This window comes from Pseudomonas sp. RL_105y_Pfl2_101 (assembly GCF_963970585.1).
Classification (GTDB): Bacteria; Pseudomonadota; Gammaproteobacteria; order Pseudomonadales; family Pseudomonadaceae; genus Aquipseudomonas.
In genome coordinates this window covers 49,782-70,934 of record NZ_CAXAPG010000025.1, presented here as the reverse complement: position 1 = coordinate 70,934, position 21,153 = coordinate 49,782, and the positions used below count along the sequence as shown (strand labels likewise).

Sequence of the window (21,153 nt, the reverse complement as noted above, 5' to 3'; positions counted from 1 at the left end):
CCTGCTCGCGATGGCGTCAGACCAGCCAGTATCGATGTTGACAGATATACCGCTATCGCGAGCAGGCTCGCTCCCACAAGGTTTTGTGTGGTCAGGCGCATTGTATTTCAGGCCAGCTTCGCCAGGCATGCCTCCAGAATATCCAACCCCTCTTCCAACACGGCCGGCTCGGTCGTCAACGGCGCCAGCAGTCGAATGATGTGCCGCGATTTTCCGCTGGGCATCAGCAGCAAGCCCGATTCCCGTGCCAGGGCCAGCAGTTGCGTCAGTTGTGCCGAGGCCGGGCTGCCGTCGGGATGGGCGAGTTCGATGCCGCGCATCGCGCCGACGCCGGTCAGGCGGCCCATAAAAGTATAAGTCCTGAGGCGGCTATAATAGCCATTCCAAGAATTTGCAGCGGATCTGGAATGTGTGCAAAAAACACGATGCCGAATCCAGTCGCCGAAACTATTTCTATATAGCTAATAGGAGCTAACGTGCTTACCGGCGCTAAACGATATGCCATTATATATAGGAGGTGAATCAGGCTTGAGCTTAGCCCTATTAACACTAGATAAACCCAAGTGGATGAGTTTAAGTACGCAGTTAACTGGATCTCAGAAGGATTGATTAGGTTTTCAACGAGAATGCCCAGTCCTATAAAAAATGTCGCTCCCAAACCAGTGTGAAAGTGCACGATTAGTGAGGAGTTTTCTTTGGAAAGGTATTTGCCGAGAATGAGGTAAATAGTAAAGCAGAGCGCGCAAATAATAGGCAGGATGGCCAGGATGCCCGCAGCAATGAAGTTAGGTCGAATAATTAATATTGTTCCGCAGAGACCCGCTAAGATGGCTGTGATACAGTTTTGGGTAGGTTTTTCGCGTAAAACAATGATGCCGAGAAGGACTCCAATAACCGGCTGAATAAAAAAAATAGCAACCGCATCTGCTAAGGGCATGACCTTTAAAGCCGCAAAAAAAGTGATGCTGGCAACTGCTAGCAACACTCCGCGCAGAAAATTCAATCCGGGATTTTTTATAATCAAGGCCTTACGGCCATTGAGCGCAAGGATGAGTGGAAACATCGTTAAGCTTTGAAGACCGAAACGTGTCAACGCAATCCCAACCGCGGTTATACCGAAGTCTTCAGTAAGGATTTTGGCTAAAGCATCGGGGAACGGAGCCAAAACTGCAGCCACTGCCATCATTGTCACGCCGCGTGCGGATGTCGAACACCGTTCACCCTTAGATGGGAAAGCCATATAAATCCATTTTATTTTTTGCTTCGATACAAAGCAAAAGAGCCAGCATGAAATGCTTTGTTTTTGATAGCTTATTTTTTTATTGTACAACTTTACTGTTTGTGCAGATATGTAATTAGCTTCCTGTATGAGGGCAGATGGTCGTGCAAAAGTTCAAATTGTTTAATTTTGAAATTAATTCCTGCGGTGCTATGTTGTTGCGAGCACAGGCTTTGGGGAATAAGCTATGTGAGGTCAGGCCTGGAAGAGTATTTATTTCGATGAGATAAGGGGTTTCGTTATTAATAATTACATCTGCTCGGTAGTAATCTAGCCCCAATGATTTGGCAAAAATTACCCCATCGCTATCTATTTTTCTTTGTAACGGTTCAGTGAGCTCAATAAACCATGATTTTGTTTCATTGGATTCGAACTTAGCCTCGTACGAAAAAAAGTCTGTAGTGAATCCGACCGCGAGTGTTGGTAACATCCCTCCATAAAAGTATGAGACGGATAGCTCCTGGCCGCTGATAAATTCTTCTAACAAAATTCCTTGTTGATAAGAAGATGCTAGTTTTACAGCCTGGTCAAACTGGGCTTCGTCGTTTATCAGCGAGACGCCAATGCTGCATCCACCTCCATTAGGTTTCACAATGAAACGACTTCCAAAACGTCTTTTAGCTAGCTCGAAAGAAATAGGCTGGTCATTAGGGAAAAATAGATAATCGGGCACCTTTATACCCAGCCCTTTAGCAATATGTTTAGTTAGAAGCTTGTCCATGCAAATTGCGCTTGCTTGCGGTGAAGGTCCGTTGTGAGGAATGCCGAGACCTCTTAGATAGGCCTGAGCCATACCATTTTCACCGAACCCTCCATGTAGAGCGAGAAATACGCGGGTAAAGTCGGAAAAAGGTAGAGCTATAAAATCTTTGTAGCTGGAAATAATGAAAGTTGAACAGTCAATGTTCATTTGATGAAGGGTTCTTGATACGTAATCGCAAGTTTCCAAAGATACTTCTCTCTCAGAAGAGTCTCCGCCGGTGACTATTGCTATGTTCTCTCTAGGCATTAGCTTAACTCCATGCTTTTAGCTGTTGTAGACTAAATACTTTTTCAGCGATAAGTTTGGCGCCTTGGGTCAACTGATCAATTTCCATGTCAGAAGTAAAAGATATGCGGATGGAACAATTTGCCCGCTCCTGATCGTGCCCAACTTGAGTTAAAACATATGAAGGCTTCATGCTCTGTGAATTACAGGCGGATCCTGAAGAAATACATACGTTTGGTAAACCATGGATAACTGTCTCCGAGCGTATACCTGGGAAATATATATTTAAAATATGTGGCACGGAGCAATCAGTCGGAGAGTTCAGTTTGAAATGGATGTTATGCTGCTGTAGAGTTTCAATAATAATACTCCGTCTCTTGTCCGCCTCCTTCCATTGACTTTTGAGGTCGCAAGAGTTAATGCGCTTCGCCGCGAGACCGAATCCCACTACTAGCTGCGCGGGTAGGGTACCGCTGCGAAGGCAGTATTGCCCTCCTCCAAATGTTAACGGGCGCAGTCGCGATATTGATGAGTGCGAAACATATAGGGCACCGATGCCTTTGGGGCCGCATATCTTATGCGCAGATAAAGACATGCAATCAATTTTCAGATCTTGGACATTTAAACGTAGCTTTCCAGCAGCTTGGGATGCGTCAACATGGAAAATGGCTGATTTGCCTTTTAGTAGATGAGTTATCTTTGAAAGATCCTGTAACGTACCAAGCTCTGAGTTAACGTAAGCTAGAGTAACAAGTGCAGTATTGTCATCCACAATTTGGGCAAGATGGTCTAAGTCAATTCGGCCGTGCTTATTCACCTTCATAAGACGCACCTCCACGCCACGCCTCTCGGATTCGCTTGCGGCAGCTAAGATAGATTTGTGATCGATTGGGCAGACAACGATATTTTGGCCTCTATCTGGCTCCGCGATTCCTAGTACTACAATATTATTGCTTTCTGTCGCTCCGGACGTGAGAGTTAACTCTTCGCTAGTACAACCCAGCAAGCGTGAAATGCTAAGCGTAGCCTCGACGATTGCACGTCTGGCGTATCTACCCATGGTGTGGGGAGACGATGGATTTCCGTAATGGTTTGAACTCAATTCAATCATTGCCGCCACAACATCATCTGCGCATTTTGTTGTCGCTGCTGCATCTAAATATATGATGGTGTCGTATGGGTTCGACATAAGTATTCCTTACGCTTCGTAGGAGACTATACTGACGCCCCTGTCATAGATATCTTTATGGGTCATCTCGCCATTGCCCCCCAGATCTACTACAACAACTTTAATATTGGTTAGCTCATAAATTGATAGAGCAATTTCTACACCAGTACGAATGGGAGCGTGGCATTCTGCGGGAGCAAATATTATTAGTAAGCGTCCCCCAGCTTTGTAGACTTCTGAGATCATCTCGGTAATTTCTCCAGCGCAACCTGTCATTCCACAGCTGATTAGCGGTAGGGAATTTCCCAGTGTATCGGTAAAAGATATTTCCGACATGCCAGGCTTATCTGTAAGAAAGCGCTTTTGTAATTTGCCCGCCTTGACTAGGCGGGTCGCCTCATTCTGAAAGCGATTTTTTAACCAGGTTTCCGGAAAAGCATAGGGATTCCTCTGGCTCGAGAATATATTTTTTTCTGAAATAACTTTCGATTCTTTCAATCGTGATCTGAAATTAGTCGGAAGTTCTTCGAACCCCTCATAAAAATCTCGTCGGTAATCACTCGCGGTACCGCTGTCGGGCACGTATTGCCAGTCGTTAATTAAAAGAAGTAGCTTTGCAGTGCGATTGGGTGTTGATAGATAATGCTCGCCAACCCGAATGCCCAAGTCCCATGTGTAGGATGGAAATATACCTACGCGCTTTTTGATCTGCTCTCTGAGTGCTTTGTTTTCGACGTCTTCAAAGATACCCGGTATAAGTCGCATGTTGCTCGGATCATAAAACAACATGAAATGGCCGGCGACAACTACGACCTCGCTAAAAGCAAGGTCATTCATCAATATAAAAAGTTCGTCTAGCAGGGATTTTTCGTTGTAAACAGTTATTTCCTTTTCATTGATTTTTTTCATCCGGCTAGTCCATGTCAATAATTAGAGTTTGCTGGGAAATCTATGCTTGCCATCAGCAGTCATTATTATTCTCTTGAGCTTAACTTCTCAGAGTATTGTTGGATATTGGATACAAAATCCAGCGTAGTCTACCGGTTTGAAATCGTCAAACGTAACCGTGCAATTTGCATGAAGAGAATCCCTTCAGGCCAGGATGAGATGAGGGCCCTCAGGACGGCTTGCTTTCAGTCGAAAGCGCTACGGCAGGGCCGGAAAAATTGAACACTGAGACGAAGCATGCGCAGGAATCTGTCGTCTCCGCTTGACCTCAGGCTGTCTTGGCCATATCAGCGGGAACTAAGGGCCAAAGGCGTTTCTGAGGTCCATTTCGATGTCGTGAGCGTCTTCCAGCCCTAAATAGATGCGTGCGTAGCTACTTCGTAAATCAAGGCGTTTCGCAGACCTCCACTCGGCAGGGTTGAAAGGACTAACAAGGCTGATTGTGCCCCCCCATCCATATCCGACTTTGATAACCCTCAGACGGTCAATGCGGGTGATTACTTCCTCGTAATGGCATGCGAATTCTATTGATATGAGACTGTTGAAACCGCTGTAATCCCGGTTGAACAAATTATCTTGGTCGTTTGGTACTGTAGGGTGTAGGACGCGCTTAATAGCTGGTAGTCCAGTAAGGACATCTATTATGTAGCGGGTGGTGGACATTTGAAGCGATAGCCGTGCGCTCAAGGTGCTCATTGAATAGAGCGCGCTAGCACAAGTTTCTGAGCTTACATGACTGCCAAGAAGCGCAGCCACTGCCTTGACGCTTTCAAAAAAATCTTGATGGTTAGTGACAATCGCGCCTAATGAAATACCATTCACAGCTGCATGGGATTTAGTCATTGAAATTAGAGTGGCATCAACACCTATTTCCAGCGGATGATAAAACGTAGACGCAGCCCAAGTGTTATCAACTACTGTAAAAGCCGAATGATTTTTACATGCTTCTACCACTGCCCTTCCGTCTACAAGCTCATAGGTAAACGCTCCGGGGGACTCCCAAAATACTATTTTTGTATTCGACTTTAAACGGGAGGAGAGTGAAGAGGCTTCGCTTGGTTCAAAATACTCCACCTCAATCCCAATCGCTGCGAAATGTTGGTCTAGAAGCCATTGTGTCGAATAAGTTACAGTGTCGCAAATTAGTATGTGATCGCCGGGTAATGCCCTTGCTGCAATGAGTAAGTGAATCGCACTTTGGCCAGACGGGGCAAGTAAAGCAAATTTGCCTTTTTCTATTTTTGCAATTTTTAGAGAAAGCTGGCGGGTTGTCGGAGTGTCGACACCTCCATAATAAAGTTTCGAGAAAAGTTTGTTGCGGATTTTGATTAAGCTTGAATTGTTGATGGGGGCGAGTTCAGAAAGACTTCTAACGGTAAATGTTGTGGTATTTATAGCTGGTGTAGTGGTCGATTGCACATTCCCTAAAGGGAATAGACCTATTTGAGCAAGGGCAGTCGAATTAGATTTTTTCATGGTTTGACTCGAATTCATTAAGCAGAGAGAGGATATCTTCTACTTCAGCTAGCACGACTGGCGCGACTCCCGAAAGGGGGTATTCGAGTGAGGCTTCTCCGAAACGATGAAATGCGCTTAATAAAGGGCCTTTCGGTGTGCCCCATCGTAAATAGTCCTCTCCTTCGCTTTCAGGGCAATTCCTTAATGGATGCTGAACCGCCCAGTTCGCGCTGATTATTTTCGGTTCTCCAGTTTTCTTTTTGTACTCGATCAGCGTCTCAAGCAGAGCGATTCGACTTAAATGGCTCTCACCTAAACCAAATAGAAGCGCGCAACCACAAGATATCTTGGTCTCGATAAGAAAACTCAGTGCGCTTGCAAAACGGTTTTGCCAAGAGCCTGATTGTTTATCAAGATCTTTGTTCATTCCACCGATTTCTTCTGGATCAAAGGTTTCGAGACCGATGAATATATATTGCAAACCGTTTTTATTTAGGCGCGCGATTAATTTTTTTCGACGGACGACTTGATCGATAGTAAATTGTCCTCCAAATACGATATCGAGAGGTTCATACTCAAGAAGTTCGCAAAGCTGACTAATTGCTAATGGACTCCCACTTAGGAAAATTGAGTCCTCAACAAAGGCGCTGGCTCCTTTGCCTGGGTGGTCCTGAGCGATTATAGAGACCGAGTCTTTAAGCTGGCGATACACCCGGCGCGGCGCGCCTTTAATATCTTGAATACTTCCCGTTATGCTACGTCGCTCACTGCAAAAGTTACAGTCATATACACAACCCGGTCCGGTATCGCTAAAAATGTGTGAGGTCATCCGCCCTTTAAATATATCAAAGGACGCTGTTACCCCAAAAATGTTTACTATGGACGGGATCTCGTCATAGGACAATCGAACACCGCTGCTTACCAGTGTACGATTGAGCCTAGGAAAATCAGCGATCCATAATCCCGGTACCCCAGGCTGGATGCTGTCGGCAACTGAGGTAGGTCGACCTGGGAGTGAGTTACAAAAGGCAATACCAATCTCTGCGATGATTTGTTCTGCTTCTCCCGATATAATTATGTCGAATATGGGAGGGATCCGGCCCTCTCTCATTAATCTTCCAGGAGAGGCGCTGTGGTGACGAACCGCCGAAGGAGTACGTGTGCGTTCGCTCTCTAAGTATATTGTTTCTGTGATATGTCGGCCGCCAAGTACAATTAATATATCGTCTCCTAATAGTCTCTTGGCTAATTTGGCGCACTCGATCGCTCCGGGCATACAGAGGGTCATAGTTCCGAGTAGTAGAAGATTGGGTCGTATTGATAAGATAAGTGTCTCGAATCGGTCCATATCATCGAGAGAGTACATGAGAAGGAAGTACTTTCTTATTTCTTTCCGAGAAACCGCCCAATTACTGTCCGCCCAAGATCCAGTTTTTTTCTGTGCCAAATTTGCAGCGTAGCGGCAAGCATTGAATAGGCTGGCGGGATCGGTGCTGTTGAGTGCATGTTCGGATTTGGTCCCGCTGATCCAATCAGGAGCGGAAACTGCAAGCGCTCGAATCCGGGGCTGTGGATAAAGGGCTGTGGAAGACGGCGGAGACCGTCGGCTGAGTTGTAGGTCTTCTTTTACAGGTCGCTGTTCCATGGCGTTCCCCAAAAGCCTTCCAAGGCCCTCATAGCCTCGGAACCAATCAGGGGATGTTGTCATGAAATGGATATTGGATACAATGGCCAATAAACCAAGGAGGATATGTTATGACTGCAATGGCTCTAGGACTAGTGTTTGGGGGCAGGAGCCCTGAGCATGACGTATCGTTGCTATCCGCAAAGAGGATCTATGGGGCGTTGCTGGAGCTTGGTTGCGAGGTGCATTGCATCGGCATAGACAGGTCGGGAATCTGGCGTTATCACAACGTTTCTGATTCTTTTCCGAAGGCTGTGGACGGTTCGGCACCTGTCGTTTCAATGAGGCTTGGATACCCCATAATATTTTATGAGGACGCGCGCTCGGGTGAGGTGTGCGAGGTCAAGCTTGATCTGCTGTTTCCCGCCTTGCATGGCCCGTGGGGTGAGGATGGAACGATACAGGGCTTGGCTGCTATGTCGAATTTGCGGTGCGTTGGATCGTCTACGTTGGGGTCTGCTATCGCGATGGACAAGGATATTACCAAGCGTTTATTGAGAGCCGAGGGTATTGCCATTACTCCTTACATTGCATGTGAGCAGCGGATGCCGCCATGGCATGAGGTTGTTGCCAAACTAGGCGGTAGCATATATGTCAAGCCAGCATCGCAGGGGTCGTCCATCGGAGTACAACGTATTGTCAATGCAGATGAATATGAACTTGCCTTCGCAGAAGCGGCAAATCTTGATGCTAAAGTTCTTTTGGAAACTGAGATACGCGGTCGCGAGATCGAGTGCGGTATTCTTCAAGTCGACGGCAAGTTTATAGCTTCGGAACCAGGCGAAATAATTCCCCTCGGTCCTCACATTTATTATGATTACGTCGCCAAATATGCAGATAAAAATGGGGCGCGGCTGTGTATCCCCGCTGTGTTAAGTGAGAAAACTAAAATGACTATCCAGGAGCTCTCGAAACGTGCTTTTAAGTGTCTCGGTCTTAGTTCTTTCGCAAGAATCGACTTTTTTTTAACCGAAGATGAGGAAATAATTCTCAATGAAGCTAATAGCCTTCCTGGCTTTACGGATGTAAGTATGTATCCGCAAATGTTTGGCCACTCCGGTTATTCCCTAACTTGTTTAATAGAGAAGATTTTGGACAACGCAGTAGGGCCCGCCCGCTCTGTTTTTCATTATGGTGAAGATGTTTGACGCGACTTTAAAAAAGACACGACTGTCTTTTGGGCGTTGGAAAGATGGCTCTTTAGAGCTTTTACAGCTCCGATCTGGTCGCCTGCTGCGCAGGCATCAGTGAGCATTTTATATTCCCGTACAGACTGTGTCTGATGATCAAGGTCTATTAAGATAAATTGCAAATAACGCTCAACCGAATCGTGGAGGGACTTTATTAAGGAATGGAGTCTTGGGCGTTGAACTGGCTGAAATAGCACAGCAAAAAATTGTTGGTTCAAAGCCCTGAACTGATCAAGATCAGCCGTCTCCATGTCTTGGATAATACTGTTAAGCTCGGCAATTCGCTCTCCTTTAATACTCCCAAATGCGAGCTTCAACGCGGTGCATTCGGCCATAATGCGCATGTCGTAAATTTCGACGATGTCATCAATGGTCATAGTTGCAACGGTAGCCCCCTTATGGGGCTCATAGACGACTAGTCCTTCAGCTTCCAACTGCCGAATTGCATCTCGTATCGGCATTCGGCTGAGGCCAAATTTAGCTGCGAGATCGTCCTGTCGTAACGGGGTACCTTCGGCGATAGCACCCGTTAAGACGCCCTGTCGCAGCACGTCTACCACGAAAGACATTGCGGTCTTGTAGCGATGCTTATCTGGAACAACAAAGCTATCAAGTGAGCCAGTCAACAGGACCTCCGAATCAGCTGTACGAAAGGCTATTAAGGTATCAGATTTTTCCTACAGGGCTCAAATTTTAATGCCTCGGTGGGCCTTCATAAGAAACACAAAGAGCCCGCATACATGCGACCATTTGCGATCTATGAAATAAGTTTCGAAGGTTACGGCAATTGCCGCAAAATTATAAATTCGCCTACTCGCGGCGGAAATTTCTTAATTAGTCATCGCTTCAACTCTCAGCGTTCTGATTTTCAGGCCAGCTTCGCCAGGCACGCTTCCAGAATATCCAACCCCTCTTCCAACAGGGCCGGCTCGGTCGTCAACGGCGCGAGCAGCCGCACGATATGCCGCGATTTTCCGCTGGGCATCAGCAGCAAGCCCGATTCCCGCGCCAGGGCCAGCAGTTGCGTCAGTTGTGCCGAGGCCGGGGTGCCGTCGGCGTGGGTCAGCTCGATGCCGCGCATCGCGCCGACGCCGGTCAGGCGGCCGAGGTAGGGCGTCAGCCCACGGTTGCGCCAGGATTGGTAGCGGCTGACGATCGCCTCCTCCTGTTGCGAGCCCCAGGCGTGCAGGTTGGCGTCGGTCATTTCATCCAGGGTCGCCAGGGCGGCGGCGCAGGCGATGGGGTTGCCTGAGTAGGTGCCACCGAGGCCGCCCTTGGGCAGGTTGTCCAGCAGCGCCTTGCGTCCCATCACTCCCCCCAGGGGCACGCCGCCAGCGATGCTTTTGCCTAGCAGGACCAAGTCAGGCTCGATGCCCAACCGGGAGAAGGCAAAACGCTGGCCGGTGCGGCCGAAGCCGGACTGGATCTCATCGATGATCAGCACAATGCCCTTGTCGTTGCAGAACTGTCGCAGGGCCTGGGCGAAGGGCACGTCCATCGCCAGGAAGCCGGCTTCGCCCTGCACCGGTTCGACAATGAAACAGGCCACGTCATTCACGTCGATCTCGACGCTGAACAGCCGCTCCATGGCCTTCAAGGCTTCTTCGCCGGTGACGCCGTTGTCCTTGCTGGGGTACGGCAGGTGATACACCGGCCCGGGCAGTACGCCGACTTTCTGCTTGTAAGGCGCGACCTTGCCGTTGAGGTTGAGGGTCGCCAGGGTGCGGCCGTGAAAGGCGCCATCAAACGCGATCACGGCGGTACGGCCCGTGGCGCCGCGTACGATCTTCAAGGCATTCTCCGCCGCCTCGGCGCCGCTGTTGGTGAGCATGCCGCTGACCGGATAATCCACCGGGACAAACGCCGCCAGACGCTCAATCAATTCAATGTAGGGGGCGTGGGGCGCGGCATTGAATGCGTAGTGCGTCAGCCGGGTGGCCTGTTCACGGATTGCCTCGACAATGCGCGGATGGCAATGGCCGAGGTTCAACACACCGATGCCGCCGACGAAATCGATGTAGCGTTTACCGTCGGTATCCCAGGCCTCGGCATTCTTGCCGTGGCTGAGGCTGATGGGATGTACGATGGAGATCGATTGGCTGATGGTTTCGCTGCTCATGGATGACGGCTCGGACGATGGAGAAATTTGCGTTATCTAAGCCGCGAGCAGAGGGGGCCGGCAAACGAAATAAAGTGGCCGGGTCAATCTTAAAAGTTGGGATGTGGTGAGGTGCCGCTTATTTGGGGTGTGCAGCCCGTGGCGAGGGAGCTTGCTCCCGCTGGGCTTGTAGGAGCTGTCGAGCGAAGCGAGGCTGCGATCTTTGCCCGTACACTTGAGTCTCAAGTGAAAGATCAAGAGATCGCAGGCTTTGCCAGCTCCTACAGAGTCCTGCGGGAGCCCTCGCCACAAAAAGCAGGTCGATCAGCGCCGTTGCAGCGGCTGTGCCTCGAACGTCACACCGGCCAGCCCATGGGCCATCAGCGCGCGGATATTGCCGTGATCGCTGCCTTCAGGCGTGGCCAGCACCGAACGGTAATGTTCGCCGAACGCCAGGAGCGCCTCTTCATCGCTCAAGCCTTCGAGCAGTGCCAGGCCCAGGGTCTTGCACGAGCCTTCGTTCTGCCCGGCGGCGTTTTGCACACCACCGTTGTTGAAGGCCTGGGGCTGGTAGTCGTAGCCGGCGGCGATAAAGGCCAGGGTGTCGGCGAAGGCATGTTCGCCGCTCTTGAGGCGGGTACGCAGGGTAGCAAGGTCAAGCATCGGGTTTTCCTTTGGCGAACGCCGCTTGTTGTTCGGCGCTGGCTTCTTTCTGGTATTGGGCTTTCCACTCGGCGTACGGCATGCCGTAGACCACTTCGCGGGCGTCATCGAGGCTGACCTCGACCTGGCGTTCATCGGCGGCGGCCTTGTACCACTTGGACAGGCAGTTGCGGCAGAAGCCGGCGAGGTTCATCAGGTCGATGTTCTGCACATCCTTGCGGCTGTCCAGGTGGGCAACCAACCGACGGAAAGCGGCGGCTTCGAGTTCGAGGCGTTGTTGGTCGTTCATGGTGTTTCCTGACGGGCAGCTGCAAGCGGCGAGCTTCAAGCTGCAAATTGGATGGCGTTGATCAGGCTTGAAGTTTACCGCTTGAAGCCAGTAGCGGCTACGAAGCCGCCCGGCTTGCCGCAAGGGTAATCGACACCGACTCGGCAAATCGCAAGGCGTGGGGCTTGTCGACTTCGACCTCGGCGTACAGCACCGATTCGTTGGCCATGACCAGGTCGAGCAATTCCTGGGTCAGGCGTTCGAGCAGGGCGAAGCGGTTGCCTTCCACGTGGGCGATGATCGCCTTGGTGATGGTGCGGTAGTTCAGCGCGTGGTCGATGTCGTTGTCGCGCACCGCTTCCTGGGCGGCGTAGAGGATGGTCAGGTTGATCAACACATCCTGCTTGTTGAGGATTTCATCCTCGTTGATGCCGATGAAGGTGCGCAGGCGCAGGTCCTTGACCTTGATGCGTGCCATGGCTGGCTGAAGTTGTGGCATTTAATTGCTCCGTCGAATCAATTGCAGGAACTCCTGGCGCGTGGTGCTGGAGTCGCGAAAGGCGCCGAGCATCACCGAGGTGTTCATGGTCGAGTTCTGTTTTTCGACACCGCGCATCATCATGCACATGTGCTGGGCCTCGATCACCACCGCCACGCCGGCGGCCTGGGTGACCTGCTGCACCGCGTCGGCGATTTGCCGGGTCAGGTTCTCCTGAATTTGCAGGCGGCGGGCGAACATGTCCACCAACCGGGCGATTTTCGACAGCCCCAGGACCTTGCCCGTAGGAATATAAGCCACATGGGCCTTGCCGATGAAGGGCAACAGGTGATGTTCGCAGAGTGAATAGAGTTCGATGTCGGCGACGATCACCATTTCATCGCTGTCAGAGGCGAACAACGCGCCGTTGACGATCTGCTCGACGCTTTGTTCATAACCATGGCAGAGGTACTGCATGGCCTTGGCGGCACGGACCGGGGTATCGAGCAGACCCTCGCGCTCGGGGTTTTCCCCCAGGCCTATAAGGATCTCGCGGTAGTTCTGGGGCAGGGATAGCGTCATGGTGCATCCTCGAAACAAGGCTATTTGACGTGCCGCCCGCCGTTGACGGTCAGGGTCGTGCCGGTGACATAAGGGTTGTCCAGCAGATAACGCAGGCTCTGGTAGATCACTTCGCTGCCAGGTTCTATACCCAGCGCGGACTTGGCCAGGGCCTTGGCGCGGTAAGCCGCGTCATCTTCGGGGTTGAACAGTAGCAGGGCAGGGGCGATGCCGTTGACCTTGATCGCCGGGGCGAACTTCGCCGCGAACGACAGGGTCAGGCTTTCCAGGCCGGCCTTGGTGGCGCAATAGGCGATATGCCGGGCGCTGCCCTTGCGGGTCACGTCATCGCTGATGTGCACGATGTCCGCCGGGGTTGAACGCTGCAGCAGTTCGGCGCAGTGCAGGTTGATCAGGTAAGGCGCAAGCATGTGCACGCCGAACATGGCGTTGAAGGCCGCCGCTTCGCTGCCCGGGCCCTCGGCCAGCCAGGCCGAGGCGTTGTGCACGATAGCCCGCAGGCGGTCGGTGTGCTGCTTGAGTTGTTCGATAAAGGCCAGGACCCCAGCTTCGCTGGAGAAGTCGGCAAACAGCACGACCGCGCCCAGGTCTCGCAACGTCTGCACGCCTGGGCGTTCGGTGCGATAGGTCGCGATCACCGGTTGCCCGTCTTCCAGCAATCGCCGCGCGCAATGCAGGCCGACGCGCTGGGCTGCGCCAGTGATCAGGATCGGAGCGTTGGCGCTGGACATAGGACGACTCGGTTCACGGCAAGAGCAAAACTATAACAGCGACGGGTAGTGTGTACCTATTGATGGCTAATCCAGCGGATATATCGCCGTATTCCACTGTGTGCGAGCCTGCTCGCGATGTGCTGGGTCAGCCAACACCAATATCGCCTGACACACCGCTATCGCGAGCAGGCTCGCTCCCACAGAGACCGCTGCCAAGGCTGGCAGCATCACCGATTCTGTGTGAACGGCTTGGCCGGCAACGTTCGCTGCGACGTGTCGTTGAGCCAGTTCGCCAGCAGATGGGTCGACATCGGGATAAACAGGTAGACCATCAGTGGCGTCAGGAGCAGCGTGCTGACGAACACGCGGCTCAACAGGTCCAGTTCGCCCAGCAGCGGTCCCAACAGGAAATTGAACAACAACGAGACGGGAAAGAACGCCAGCCAGATGGCCACGGCCTGTTTCCAGCGTGGCGGACGCTGACCGACCGCGCCGAACCAGCCATCGATGCCGCGCACCCGGTGTTCGGTGGGATGGGCAAACAGATCGCTGCCCCGTCCCAGCCAGGCCGTGCGGGAGGCTGAGTGCTCCCAGGCGTGCAGCGTCTGCTCGTCGGCAAAGCGGAAGATGATCTGGAATTCATCGTCCTGGGGCGGTGGCGCGAGTACGCCGGAACCCAGGTAGCCGGGAAAGTCGGTTGCCAGTTGTTCGCCTTCGCGCAACCAGGCGATCAGATCCTGATAGCGTCCATTGGCGACGCGGCGGGCAACCATCAGGGTGACGGGTGAGGTAGACATTATGTATCTCCGTAAGACAGGCGCGGCACTCCGGGTAGGAGGTTCGCGGGGGGACGCCCCCGGGGGTGGTGGGTAGCGTCTGGTCGCCAAAAAGCAGGCAAGGATTATTCCTGATTGGGCGTAAACAACAAAATCGCCCATCGAATACGTTTATCCTTGTTATGACATGTCCTGGGCGGGGTAAACTAGGATCCAATTTGCCAGTCGGAATTGTCTGCCAAAATGAGTGTAATCACAGAAGATGACTTCATTTTCCAGGCGTCAGGTGCCTTGGTGCGGGAAGATCTGTTTCCCATTCGCGAAGTCGCGCGCCTGACCGGTGTGAATCCCGTGACCCTGCGCGCTTGGGAGCGGCGCTACGGTTTAATCCAGCCTACCCGCACCGAAAGCGGGCATCGCCTGTACTCGTTGAGCGATGTTGAAAGGGTGCGCAGTATCCTGGCTTGGATAGAGCGTGGAGTGGCCGTCAGCAAAGTGGGAAAGATCCTGGCGAAAACCGAGTCGGTGCAACCGGTCTCCACGCTGATCTCGTCCGATCTGGTCAGGGCCGATCACGCGCGGTGGCAGCAACAGGTGGCGGACGCGATTGGCAACTTCGACGATGTCGAACTGGATCGCGTCTATGGGCAGGTCTTTTCCACCTACACCGTGTCGGTCGTATTCCAGGACATCCTGATGCCGCTCTGGCGACAAATGCTGTATCGCCAGCCAGAGTTCGGGCAAATCAGCGAATGGGTGTTTTTCGATGGGTTCCTGCGTTCGCGCATCATCCAGCGGCTTTTGCTCAAGCGCGAAGCTGGGGCGCCGCGTGTCCTGGTCTGCGCCATTGCCGGCCAATGCCGTGAGCTGGAGTTGCTGGTCGCGGCGCTGTTCCTCTCCAAGGCGGATGTGGGCGTCAGGGCGCTGTCGATCGGCCTGCCATTCAACGAGCTGACCCTGGTGTGCCAGAAGATCCAGCCGCTGGCATTGGTGCTGGTTTCCAATCATGCGCCGGTCCCGGATTTGCCCAAGCGCCTGGGCAAATTGGCAATGAGCCTGGATTGCCCGTTGATGCTGGCCGGTGATGCATCCGATCTGGCACAGGAGAGCCTGGTTGGATCGTCGATCGGTTGCCTGGGGAATGAGGGGACAGTGATGCGCCAGCGCCTGCGTCAATTTCTGGCAGGCAACCTCGACACCTAGAGATGCATGGAAGGATGGGTCAGGCGATGTTGCTGCAGGATGTACTGGCGCAGGCGCTCCGTCTCGTCCTGATCATTCTGGCTCAGGTGGTAGGCGAACAAACCACGATCGGTTTCCCGTTCAAAGGTGCCTCGCAACGAAATTCTCTCGTAGCCTGATGGGCTGAACCACAAGGCAAACTGCTTCGGTGGTTTGGCCCGACTGCGGTTCTCCAGCAATACGCCTTTGCAGGAGACTTCGTGGACCCACAGCGGTCCCGGCTGACCCTTGATATTTTCCAACGCCACCGATTCTTCGAGCGTCAGGCGCCATGGGCGTATCTTCGGTCCATCCTCATAGATGCTCGGCACACCCAAGCGCAGATGCATCGCATGGAATTCGTCTTCCACCAGATGCAGCGGAAAGGTCATTTGCTGGTTTTCGAAGTTGGCTTGCAGCGTAACCTGCTCATTTGCCGCTAGGCGTGTCAGCAAGTCACGGATCTGCGACCCGCCGTTTACCAGCAAGCTCGACGTGACATCCCGCTCGTTCAACTGCGGGTTGTGTTGCATGGTCCGGATGAAATCCAGTTCATCCTGCGTCAGGAGGGCATCGCGCTGCATGATCTGCTCGAAATGATAATTTACGTGTTCACTGGTGATTGTAGTGACTGACCATTAATTCGTGGGTTTGTTTGAACCGTTCGTCGCTTCGAGTCGGGCAATTGTCTCCCGCGCGTCGGCCAGCTCCTTTTCCAGCTGTGCGACGCGGTGTTGAGCCTTGACCTGAGTCGTGACGTCTTTTTGCACACCCACGAAATAGGTATGTCCGTCAGCCTGGTTTTTGACTGTGGACAAGGACAGCTCATTCCAGAACGGCGTGCCGTCCTTACGGTAGTTGCGCAACACCTCACGACAGCCACCGCCCTCTTGCAGGGCTTGGCGAATGGGTCCCAGAGAGGCTTGGTCCCGATCCCCTGATTGCAGGAACCGGCAATCCTGATAAAGGATTTCGTCGCGGTGATAGCCGGTCAATTGTTCGAAGGCCGGGTTCACGTAGATCAGGATGTTGTCATCACCTTCTTTTTCGGCGATGACAATCCCGTCGTTCGAAGCATTGATGACCAGTTGCATCAGTTGAGCGTTGATCATGGAGATAGCCCTTTGAAACGTCCTTGTTGAATCTGCATTCTAAAAGAAATCGATAGGCTGTCCACTGGCTATTAGGGCTGATGAGAGCCATTCGCAGCCTGACAGGTGCAACTGTTACTATCCCGACTCTTTTTTTCAGGTTCAGGATCAGATTGATGAAAGTCGCCATCCTTTCCGGCTCGGTGTATGGCACCGCCGAAGAAGTCGCCCGGCACGCCGCCAAACTGCTTCGCGAGGCAGGCTTCGAAACTTGGCACGACCCTCGTGCGACCCTGGCGGATGTGCAGGCATTCGCGCCAGAGGCCGTGCTGGCAGTGACTTCTACGACCGGTATGGGTGAGTTGCCGGACAATTTGATGCCGTTGTATTCGGTCATCCGCGACCAGTTGCCCGGGTTCTTGCGCGGTTTGCCTGGCGCTGTGATCGGTCTGGGCGATGCCAGCTATGGGGACACCTTCTGCGCCGGTGGCGAGCAGATGTGCGAGCTGTTCGTCGAATTGGGCGTACGTGAGGTGCTGCCGATGCTGCGTCTGGATGCCAGCGAAAGCGTCACGCCGGAAACCGACGCCGAGCCATGGCTTGCTGAGTTGATCGACATGTTGCGCCCTTGAAGCGGATGGGCTGACTCGTTCGGCCAGTAAGCTGGCTGCCAACGCAACTACCGCCCCTGAAAGAGCTGACTAGACTGATTTTCTTGCGTACGACGTTTTCGAACGAGACATATAACAAGAAACCAGAGGTCAGAGCCGTGAGCGTAGCGCCCCTTCACACGATGCTCAGCATCAAGGATCAGATCAGTGCGCCCGAGTGGCAAACCCGGGTGGACCTTGCCGCCTGTTATCGGCTTGTTGCGCTGCATGGTTGGGATGACCTGATCTTCACCCATATTTCCGCGAAGGTTCCCGGTACCGAGGATTTCCTGATCAACCCGTTCGGGATGATGTTTCATGAAATCACCGCCTCGAGCCTGGTCAAGGTCGATCAGGCCGGCAACAAGTTGATGGACAGCCCCTACGAGATCAATCCGGCCGGCTACACCATCCACAGCGCGGTGCATGAGGTGCGCGATGATGTGGCCTGTGTGTTGCACACCCACACCGCCGCTGGCGTGGCGGTATCGGCCCAGAAGCAGGGAGTGCTACCGATCAGCCAGCAATCGCTGTTCGTGCTGTCGAGCCTGGCCTATCACGCCTACGAAGGGGTGGCCTTGAATCACGAAGAAAAGGCTCGCTTGCAGGCGGACCTGGGCGAGAGCAACTTCCTGATGCTGCACAACCATGGCTTACTGACCTGCGGCGGGACCATCGCCGATACCTTCCTGATGATGTTCACCTTTCAACGGGCCTGCGACATCCAGGTCCTTGCGCAGAACGGCGGGGCCGAACTGATTGCCATCAAGCCACAGATCCTGGCTGGCGCCCGGGCGATGATCGCCGGGGTGACCAAAAGCGCGCAGGGCATGGGCGGCGCGTTGGCCTGGCCGGCGTTGTTGCGCAAGCTCGATCAACAAGACACCGGGTATAGCAGTTGATGCCCCTGGCCCAGATTCCCCTGCGTATCTGGCGCCAGCGCAGCCAGGTCTTCATGTTCCGTGGTCATGCCATCCGTTACTGGGTGGCGGGGCAGGGCGAGCCGCTGCTGCTGATCCACGGTTTCCCCACCGCCAGTTGGGATTGGCATTACCTGTGGCAACCGTTGGCGCAACGCTACCGGGTGATCGCCTGTGACATGCTCGGTTTCGGCGACTCCGCCAAACCGACGGATCACGTCTACAGCCTGCTGGAGCAGGCCGATTTGCAGCAGGCCTTGCTGGCGCACCTGAATGTGCGGGGCGCGTTGCATGTGTTGGCCCACGATTACGGCGACAGCGTGGCCCAGGAGCTGCTGGCGCGGCATTACGAAGCGCGCATCCAGCTTGCCAGTTGCGTTTTTCTCAATGGCGGCCTGTTCCCGGAAACCCACCGTCCGGTCTGGGCCCAGAAACTCTTGCTCAGCCCCCTGGGGTGGCTGCTGGGGCGAGCGTTCTCCCGGGAAAGCCTGGTCAGTAGCTTTCGGCAGATTTTCGGCCCTGGGACCGGCCCGACTGAAAGCGAACTGGATGATTTCTGGAGCCTGGTAGAAGCCCATCGTGGTCCGCGGATCATGCACAAGCTCATTGCCTATATTCCCGAACGTCATGTGCAGCGTGATCGTTGGGTACAGGCGATGCAACGTGGCGACGTGCCGTTGCGGGTGATCGATGGCGCAGTCGACCCGATTTCCGGTGAACACATGGTGGCGCGCTACGAGGCTCTGATTCCAAACCCAGACACGGTGTTGCTGCCCGACATCGGTCATTACCCTCACACCGAGGCACCGGTGCAGGTGCTCAAGCATTACCTGGCGTTTCGCGAAGCCATCGTCGCACCGCGCAGACAAATGGCCTGTTCATGACGACACCCTGTGGGAGCAAGCCCGCTCCCACAGGATTGACGACAACCCCAAACCATGTGGCAGCGAGCCTGCTCGCGAAAGCGGTGCTTCTGCCAACAGGCAAATCGAATGGGCCGCTGCGGCTTGGGCCTGCATCATCCCCTCACCTTATCGTTCACCATTCACTTGCAACCGTGTTGATTGTGACCGGCCGACTTGTGCCGGACACTCGTGCCCATTGTCCTGTCCGCCTGCTGGAGTTCTGCCATGAGTGAGTCTGTGCGCTTCGAAGATAAAGTCGTGATCGTCACGGGAGCCGGCGGTGGCCTGGGACGCGCCCATGCGCTGCTGTTCGCCAGGCAAGGCGCGAAAGTGCTGGTCAACGACCTTGGCGGCTCGGCCCAAGGGGAAGGGGCCAACGCCTCGGCAGCAGACCGGGTGGTCGCCGAAATCCGCGAGGCGGGCGGCATCGCCGAGGCCAACCACGACTCGGTGACCGATGGCGACAAGCTGGTACAAAATGCCCTCGACGCGTTCGGTCGCGTCGATGTGGTGGTCAACAACGCCGGGATCCTGCGGGACAAGACGTTCCACAAAATGGACGACGCCGATTGGGACCTGGTCTACCGCGTCCACGTCGAGGGCGCCTACAAGGTGACCCGCGCCGCCTGGCCGCACCTGCGCGAGCAAAACTATGGGCGGGTGATCTTCACCGCTTCCACCTCCGGCATCTACGGCAACTTCGGCCAAGCCAACTACGGCATGGCCAAGCTTGGCCTTTATGGCCTGACGCGGACCCTGGCCATCGAAGGCCGTAAGAACAACATCCTGGTCAATGCCATCGCCCCCACCGGCGGCACCCGCATGACCGAAGGCCTGATCCCACCGCAGGTATTCGAACAACTCAAGCCCGAACTCGTCAGCCCGTTGGTGGTGTACCTGGCCAGTGAGAATTGCCAGGAAACCTCCGGCCTGTTCGAAGTGGGCGGCGGCTGGATGGGCAAGGTGCGCTGGGAACGCAGCCTGGGCGCGGGTTTCGATCCACGCAAAGGCTTTTCGCCCGAAGACGTCGCCGCCCATTGGCAGCAGATCTGCGATTTCCAGGATGCGGTACACCCGAATGACAACCTGGAAGCCTTGAAAGAAATGATGGCGAACCTGCAACGCCACGCCATTTAGGTTTCATTGCCCGGGCCGGTTGCCGTCAGTCGCGGTAACCGTGCTCATGGAAAGTATTTTTTCACTAGGGCCGCCAGGTTCGCGGCGGTCTCGATGTCCATCACTCCGTCATATCTGGCCGGACGAAAGTGCAACTGGAAAGCCCGCACCAGGCGCTGGAAGCCAGCACTTGTCGTGGCCGCCGAGGTGTCATAGCCATATTTTTTGAACAGTGCGAGCAATTGTTCGCGAAGCGGGATTCCGTTGGCTTGGTAAGCCTGCAAAAAAGTCTTTTGAGTAGTGTCATCGAACCAGGCGCCGATCCCCTTGAGATACAACGCGTGCCAAGGGAACATCGGACCAGGATCACTCTTTCGCCCGGCCGCAATGTCCGAATGCCCCACCACATTGATCGGGCTGATGTCCGGATAGCGCTTGAGTATGTTCAACGCCAGGTATTCGATCGCCTCGATTTGCTCGGGCGTATAAGGCGGGAAGGTGAACTGCCCCTGGTTATCCGTGGCGAGATTGACGATTTCAACGCCAATCGAGGTGTCGTTCAGGTTGCTGCGATTACCCCAACTGCTCACTCCTGCATGCCAGGCCCGCTGGGTTTCGTCCACCAGGTTGAAAATCTGCGGTTCCCTGAAACCTGTTTTCAAATAGGTGGGGTCGCTAAAGTCGGGAATCAGGTAATGGGCGCTGACCGATGGGCCTGTCAGTACATTGATGGACGACGCGAAGTTGCCGGCGGTGTAATGAAAGACTAAAAAGCGAACGCGGCTGTTATAGCCTTTTTTTGAGCGATAGCTTGTATTGTTTATTTGCATTCTCTGTAACTCACTGGTCAATAAATCGAAGCGAAATACTGCGATTGATTTCAGCGTAACAGTGGATTTTTTATGTGCGCGTAGTTGGATTCTGGCTTTGTTGTAGGAACGGGCGTTTTGATGAATG

The 21,153-nt window shown here is 53.6% G+C and carries 23 protein-coding genes and 1 pseudogene; 6 read left to right on the top strand and 18 right to left on the bottom strand.

All coding sequences use genetic code 11. The features are described 5' to 3' along the window. Positions 1-107 precede the first annotated feature (107 nt). The 7 genes and pseudogenes from AACY31_RS21670 to AACY31_RS21640 all read right to left on the bottom strand — a co-directional run. Positions 108-347: pseudogene (locus tag AACY31_RS21670) on the bottom strand (aspartate aminotransferase family protein); the annotation flags it as partial. Further along, entirely contained in the window at positions 335-1,186 is an 852-nt protein-coding gene (locus AACY31_RS21665; RefSeq protein WP_339505064.1) for a DMT family transporter, read from the bottom strand. The pseudogene AACY31_RS21670 and the gene AACY31_RS21665, both read right to left, overlap by 13 nt. A gap of 169 nt (positions 1,187-1,355) precedes the next feature. Continuing rightward, positions 1,356-2,288: a D-alanine--D-alanine ligase family protein gene (locus AACY31_RS21660; RefSeq protein WP_339505062.1), complete on the bottom strand. Its 933-nt coding sequence runs from the start codon at positions 2,286-2,288 to the stop codon at positions 1,356-1,358. Positions 2,289-2,292: 4 nt separating this feature from the next. After that, positions 2,293-3,456, bottom strand: coding sequence for a cysteine desulfurase family protein (locus AACY31_RS21655; RefSeq protein ID WP_339477858.1), 1,164 nt, complete (start codon positions 3,454-3,456; stop codon positions 2,293-2,295). Positions 3,457-3,465: 9 nt separating this feature from the next. Further along, positions 3,466-4,344 (bottom strand): LPD16 domain-containing protein, encoded by an 879-nt coding sequence (locus AACY31_RS21650; protein ID WP_339477860.1) that lies wholly within the window; start codon positions 4,342-4,344, stop codon positions 3,466-3,468. 336 nt (positions 4,345-4,680) lie between these two features. Next, positions 4,681-5,859: a PLP-dependent transferase gene (locus AACY31_RS21645; protein ID WP_339477863.1), complete on the bottom strand. Its 1,179-nt coding sequence runs from the start codon at positions 5,857-5,859 to the stop codon at positions 4,681-4,683. Next, positions 5,846-7,486, bottom strand: a complete 1,641-nt coding sequence (locus AACY31_RS21640; RefSeq protein ID WP_339477865.1) for a B12-binding domain/radical SAM domain-containing protein — start codon at positions 7,484-7,486, stop codon at positions 5,846-5,848. The genes AACY31_RS21645 and AACY31_RS21640 overlap by 14 nt, the downstream gene beginning before the upstream one ends. Before the next feature lie 110 nt (positions 7,487-7,596). Here AACY31_RS21640 and AACY31_RS21635 point away from each other — a divergent pair, with 110 nt between their 5' ends. Then, positions 7,597-8,673, top strand: coding sequence for a D-alanine--D-alanine ligase family protein (locus AACY31_RS21635; protein WP_339477868.1), 1,077 nt, complete (start codon positions 7,597-7,599; stop codon positions 8,671-8,673). Here AACY31_RS21635 and AACY31_RS21630 read toward each other — a convergent pair. The 8 genes from AACY31_RS21630 to AACY31_RS21595 form a co-directional block, all read right to left on the bottom strand. Next, entirely contained in the window at positions 8,655-9,341 is a 687-nt protein-coding gene (locus tag AACY31_RS21630) for a GntR family transcriptional regulator (RefSeq protein ID WP_339477871.1), read from the bottom strand. The two genes, AACY31_RS21635 and AACY31_RS21630, sit on opposite strands and share 19 nt — an antisense overlap. A gap of 242 nt (positions 9,342-9,583) precedes the next feature. After that, the gene (locus tag AACY31_RS21625; protein ID WP_339505061.1) at positions 9,584-10,834 is read right to left on the bottom strand and encodes a 2-aminoadipate transaminase; all 1,251 of its coding nucleotides are present in this window, start codon (positions 10,832-10,834) and stop codon (positions 9,584-9,586) included. Between the two features lie 303 nt (positions 10,835-11,137). Beyond that, on the bottom strand, positions 11,138-11,476 hold the full coding sequence (locus AACY31_RS21620; protein WP_339477877.1) for a HopJ type III effector protein: 339 nt from the start codon (positions 11,474-11,476) through the stop codon (positions 11,138-11,140). Beyond that, on the bottom strand, positions 11,469-11,765 hold the full coding sequence (locus tag AACY31_RS21615; RefSeq protein ID WP_003205454.1) for a DUF1244 domain-containing protein: 297 nt from the start codon (positions 11,763-11,765) through the stop codon (positions 11,469-11,471). The genes AACY31_RS21620 and AACY31_RS21615 overlap by 8 nt, the downstream gene beginning before the upstream one ends. Positions 11,766-11,862: 97 nt before the next feature. Continuing rightward, positions 11,863-12,243 carry a dihydroneopterin triphosphate 2'-epimerase gene (folX, locus tag AACY31_RS21610; RefSeq protein WP_014340149.1) on the bottom strand — a complete coding sequence of 127 codons (381 nt, stop codon included), beginning with the start codon at positions 12,241-12,243 and terminating at the stop codon, positions 11,863-11,865. Beyond that, positions 12,244-12,804, bottom strand: a complete 561-nt coding sequence (gene folE, locus AACY31_RS21605) for a GTP cyclohydrolase I FolE (protein WP_003205453.1) — start codon at positions 12,802-12,804, stop codon at positions 12,244-12,246. A 20-nt stretch (positions 12,805-12,824) separates the two neighbouring features. After that, positions 12,825-13,535: a dihydromonapterin reductase gene (gene folM / locus AACY31_RS21600; RefSeq protein ID WP_339477880.1), complete on the bottom strand. Its 711-nt coding sequence runs from the start codon at positions 13,533-13,535 to the stop codon at positions 12,825-12,827. Between the two features lie 209 nt (positions 13,536-13,744). After that, a complete protein-coding gene (locus AACY31_RS21595; protein ID WP_339505059.1) occupies positions 13,745-14,314 on the bottom strand; it encodes an antibiotic biosynthesis monooxygenase in 570 nt (189 codons plus the stop codon). A gap of 222 nt (positions 14,315-14,536) precedes the next feature. Here AACY31_RS21595 and AACY31_RS21590 point away from each other — a divergent pair, with 222 nt between their 5' ends. After that, entirely contained in the window at positions 14,537-15,496 is a 960-nt protein-coding gene (locus AACY31_RS21590; protein WP_339477886.1) for a MerR family transcriptional regulator, read from the top strand. Here AACY31_RS21590 and AACY31_RS21585 read toward each other — a convergent pair. Together AACY31_RS21585 and AACY31_RS21580 are read right to left on the bottom strand one after the other, a co-directional pair. Beyond that, positions 15,493-16,098, bottom strand: a complete 606-nt coding sequence (locus tag AACY31_RS21585) for a hypothetical protein (RefSeq protein ID WP_339477889.1) — start codon at positions 16,096-16,098, stop codon at positions 15,493-15,495. The genes AACY31_RS21590 and AACY31_RS21585 overlap by 4 nt on opposite strands. A gap of 54 nt (positions 16,099-16,152) precedes the next feature. Further along, a complete protein-coding gene (locus AACY31_RS21580; protein ID WP_339492503.1) occupies positions 16,153-16,626 on the bottom strand; it encodes a PAS domain-containing protein in 474 nt (157 codons plus the stop codon). A gap of 155 nt (positions 16,627-16,781) precedes the next feature. Here AACY31_RS21580 and AACY31_RS21575 point away from each other — a divergent pair, with 155 nt between their 5' ends. The 4 genes from AACY31_RS21575 to AACY31_RS21560 all read left to right on the top strand — a co-directional run bounded on the left by AACY31_RS21575 (position 16,782) and on the right by AACY31_RS21560 (position 20,217). Further along, the gene (locus AACY31_RS21575) at positions 16,782-17,237 is read left to right on the top strand and encodes a flavodoxin (RefSeq protein ID WP_339477893.1); all 456 of its coding nucleotides are present in this window, start codon (positions 16,782-16,784) and stop codon (positions 17,235-17,237) included. A 161-nt stretch (positions 17,238-17,398) separates the two neighbouring features. Continuing rightward, positions 17,399-18,157 (top strand): class II aldolase/adducin family protein, encoded by a 759-nt coding sequence (locus AACY31_RS21570; RefSeq protein ID WP_339478243.1) that lies wholly within the window; start codon positions 17,399-17,401, stop codon positions 18,155-18,157. Then, on the top strand, positions 18,157-19,059 hold the full coding sequence (locus AACY31_RS21565; RefSeq protein ID WP_339477895.1) for an alpha/beta fold hydrolase: 903 nt from the start codon (positions 18,157-18,159) through the stop codon (positions 19,057-19,059). Before AACY31_RS21570 ends, AACY31_RS21565 begins: the two co-directional genes overlap by 1 nt. Before the next feature lie 246 nt (positions 19,060-19,305). After that, a complete protein-coding gene (locus tag AACY31_RS21560; protein WP_339477898.1) occupies positions 19,306-20,217 on the top strand; it encodes an SDR family oxidoreductase in 912 nt (303 codons plus the stop codon). A gap of 44 nt (positions 20,218-20,261) precedes the next feature. On the opposite strand, the gene AACY31_RS21555 is transcribed toward AACY31_RS21560, so the two are convergent. Beyond that, entirely contained in the window at positions 20,262-21,026 is a 765-nt protein-coding gene (locus AACY31_RS21555; protein WP_339478244.1) for an N-acetylmuramoyl-L-alanine amidase, read from the bottom strand. Between the last annotated feature and the right edge of the window lie 127 nt (positions 21,027-21,153).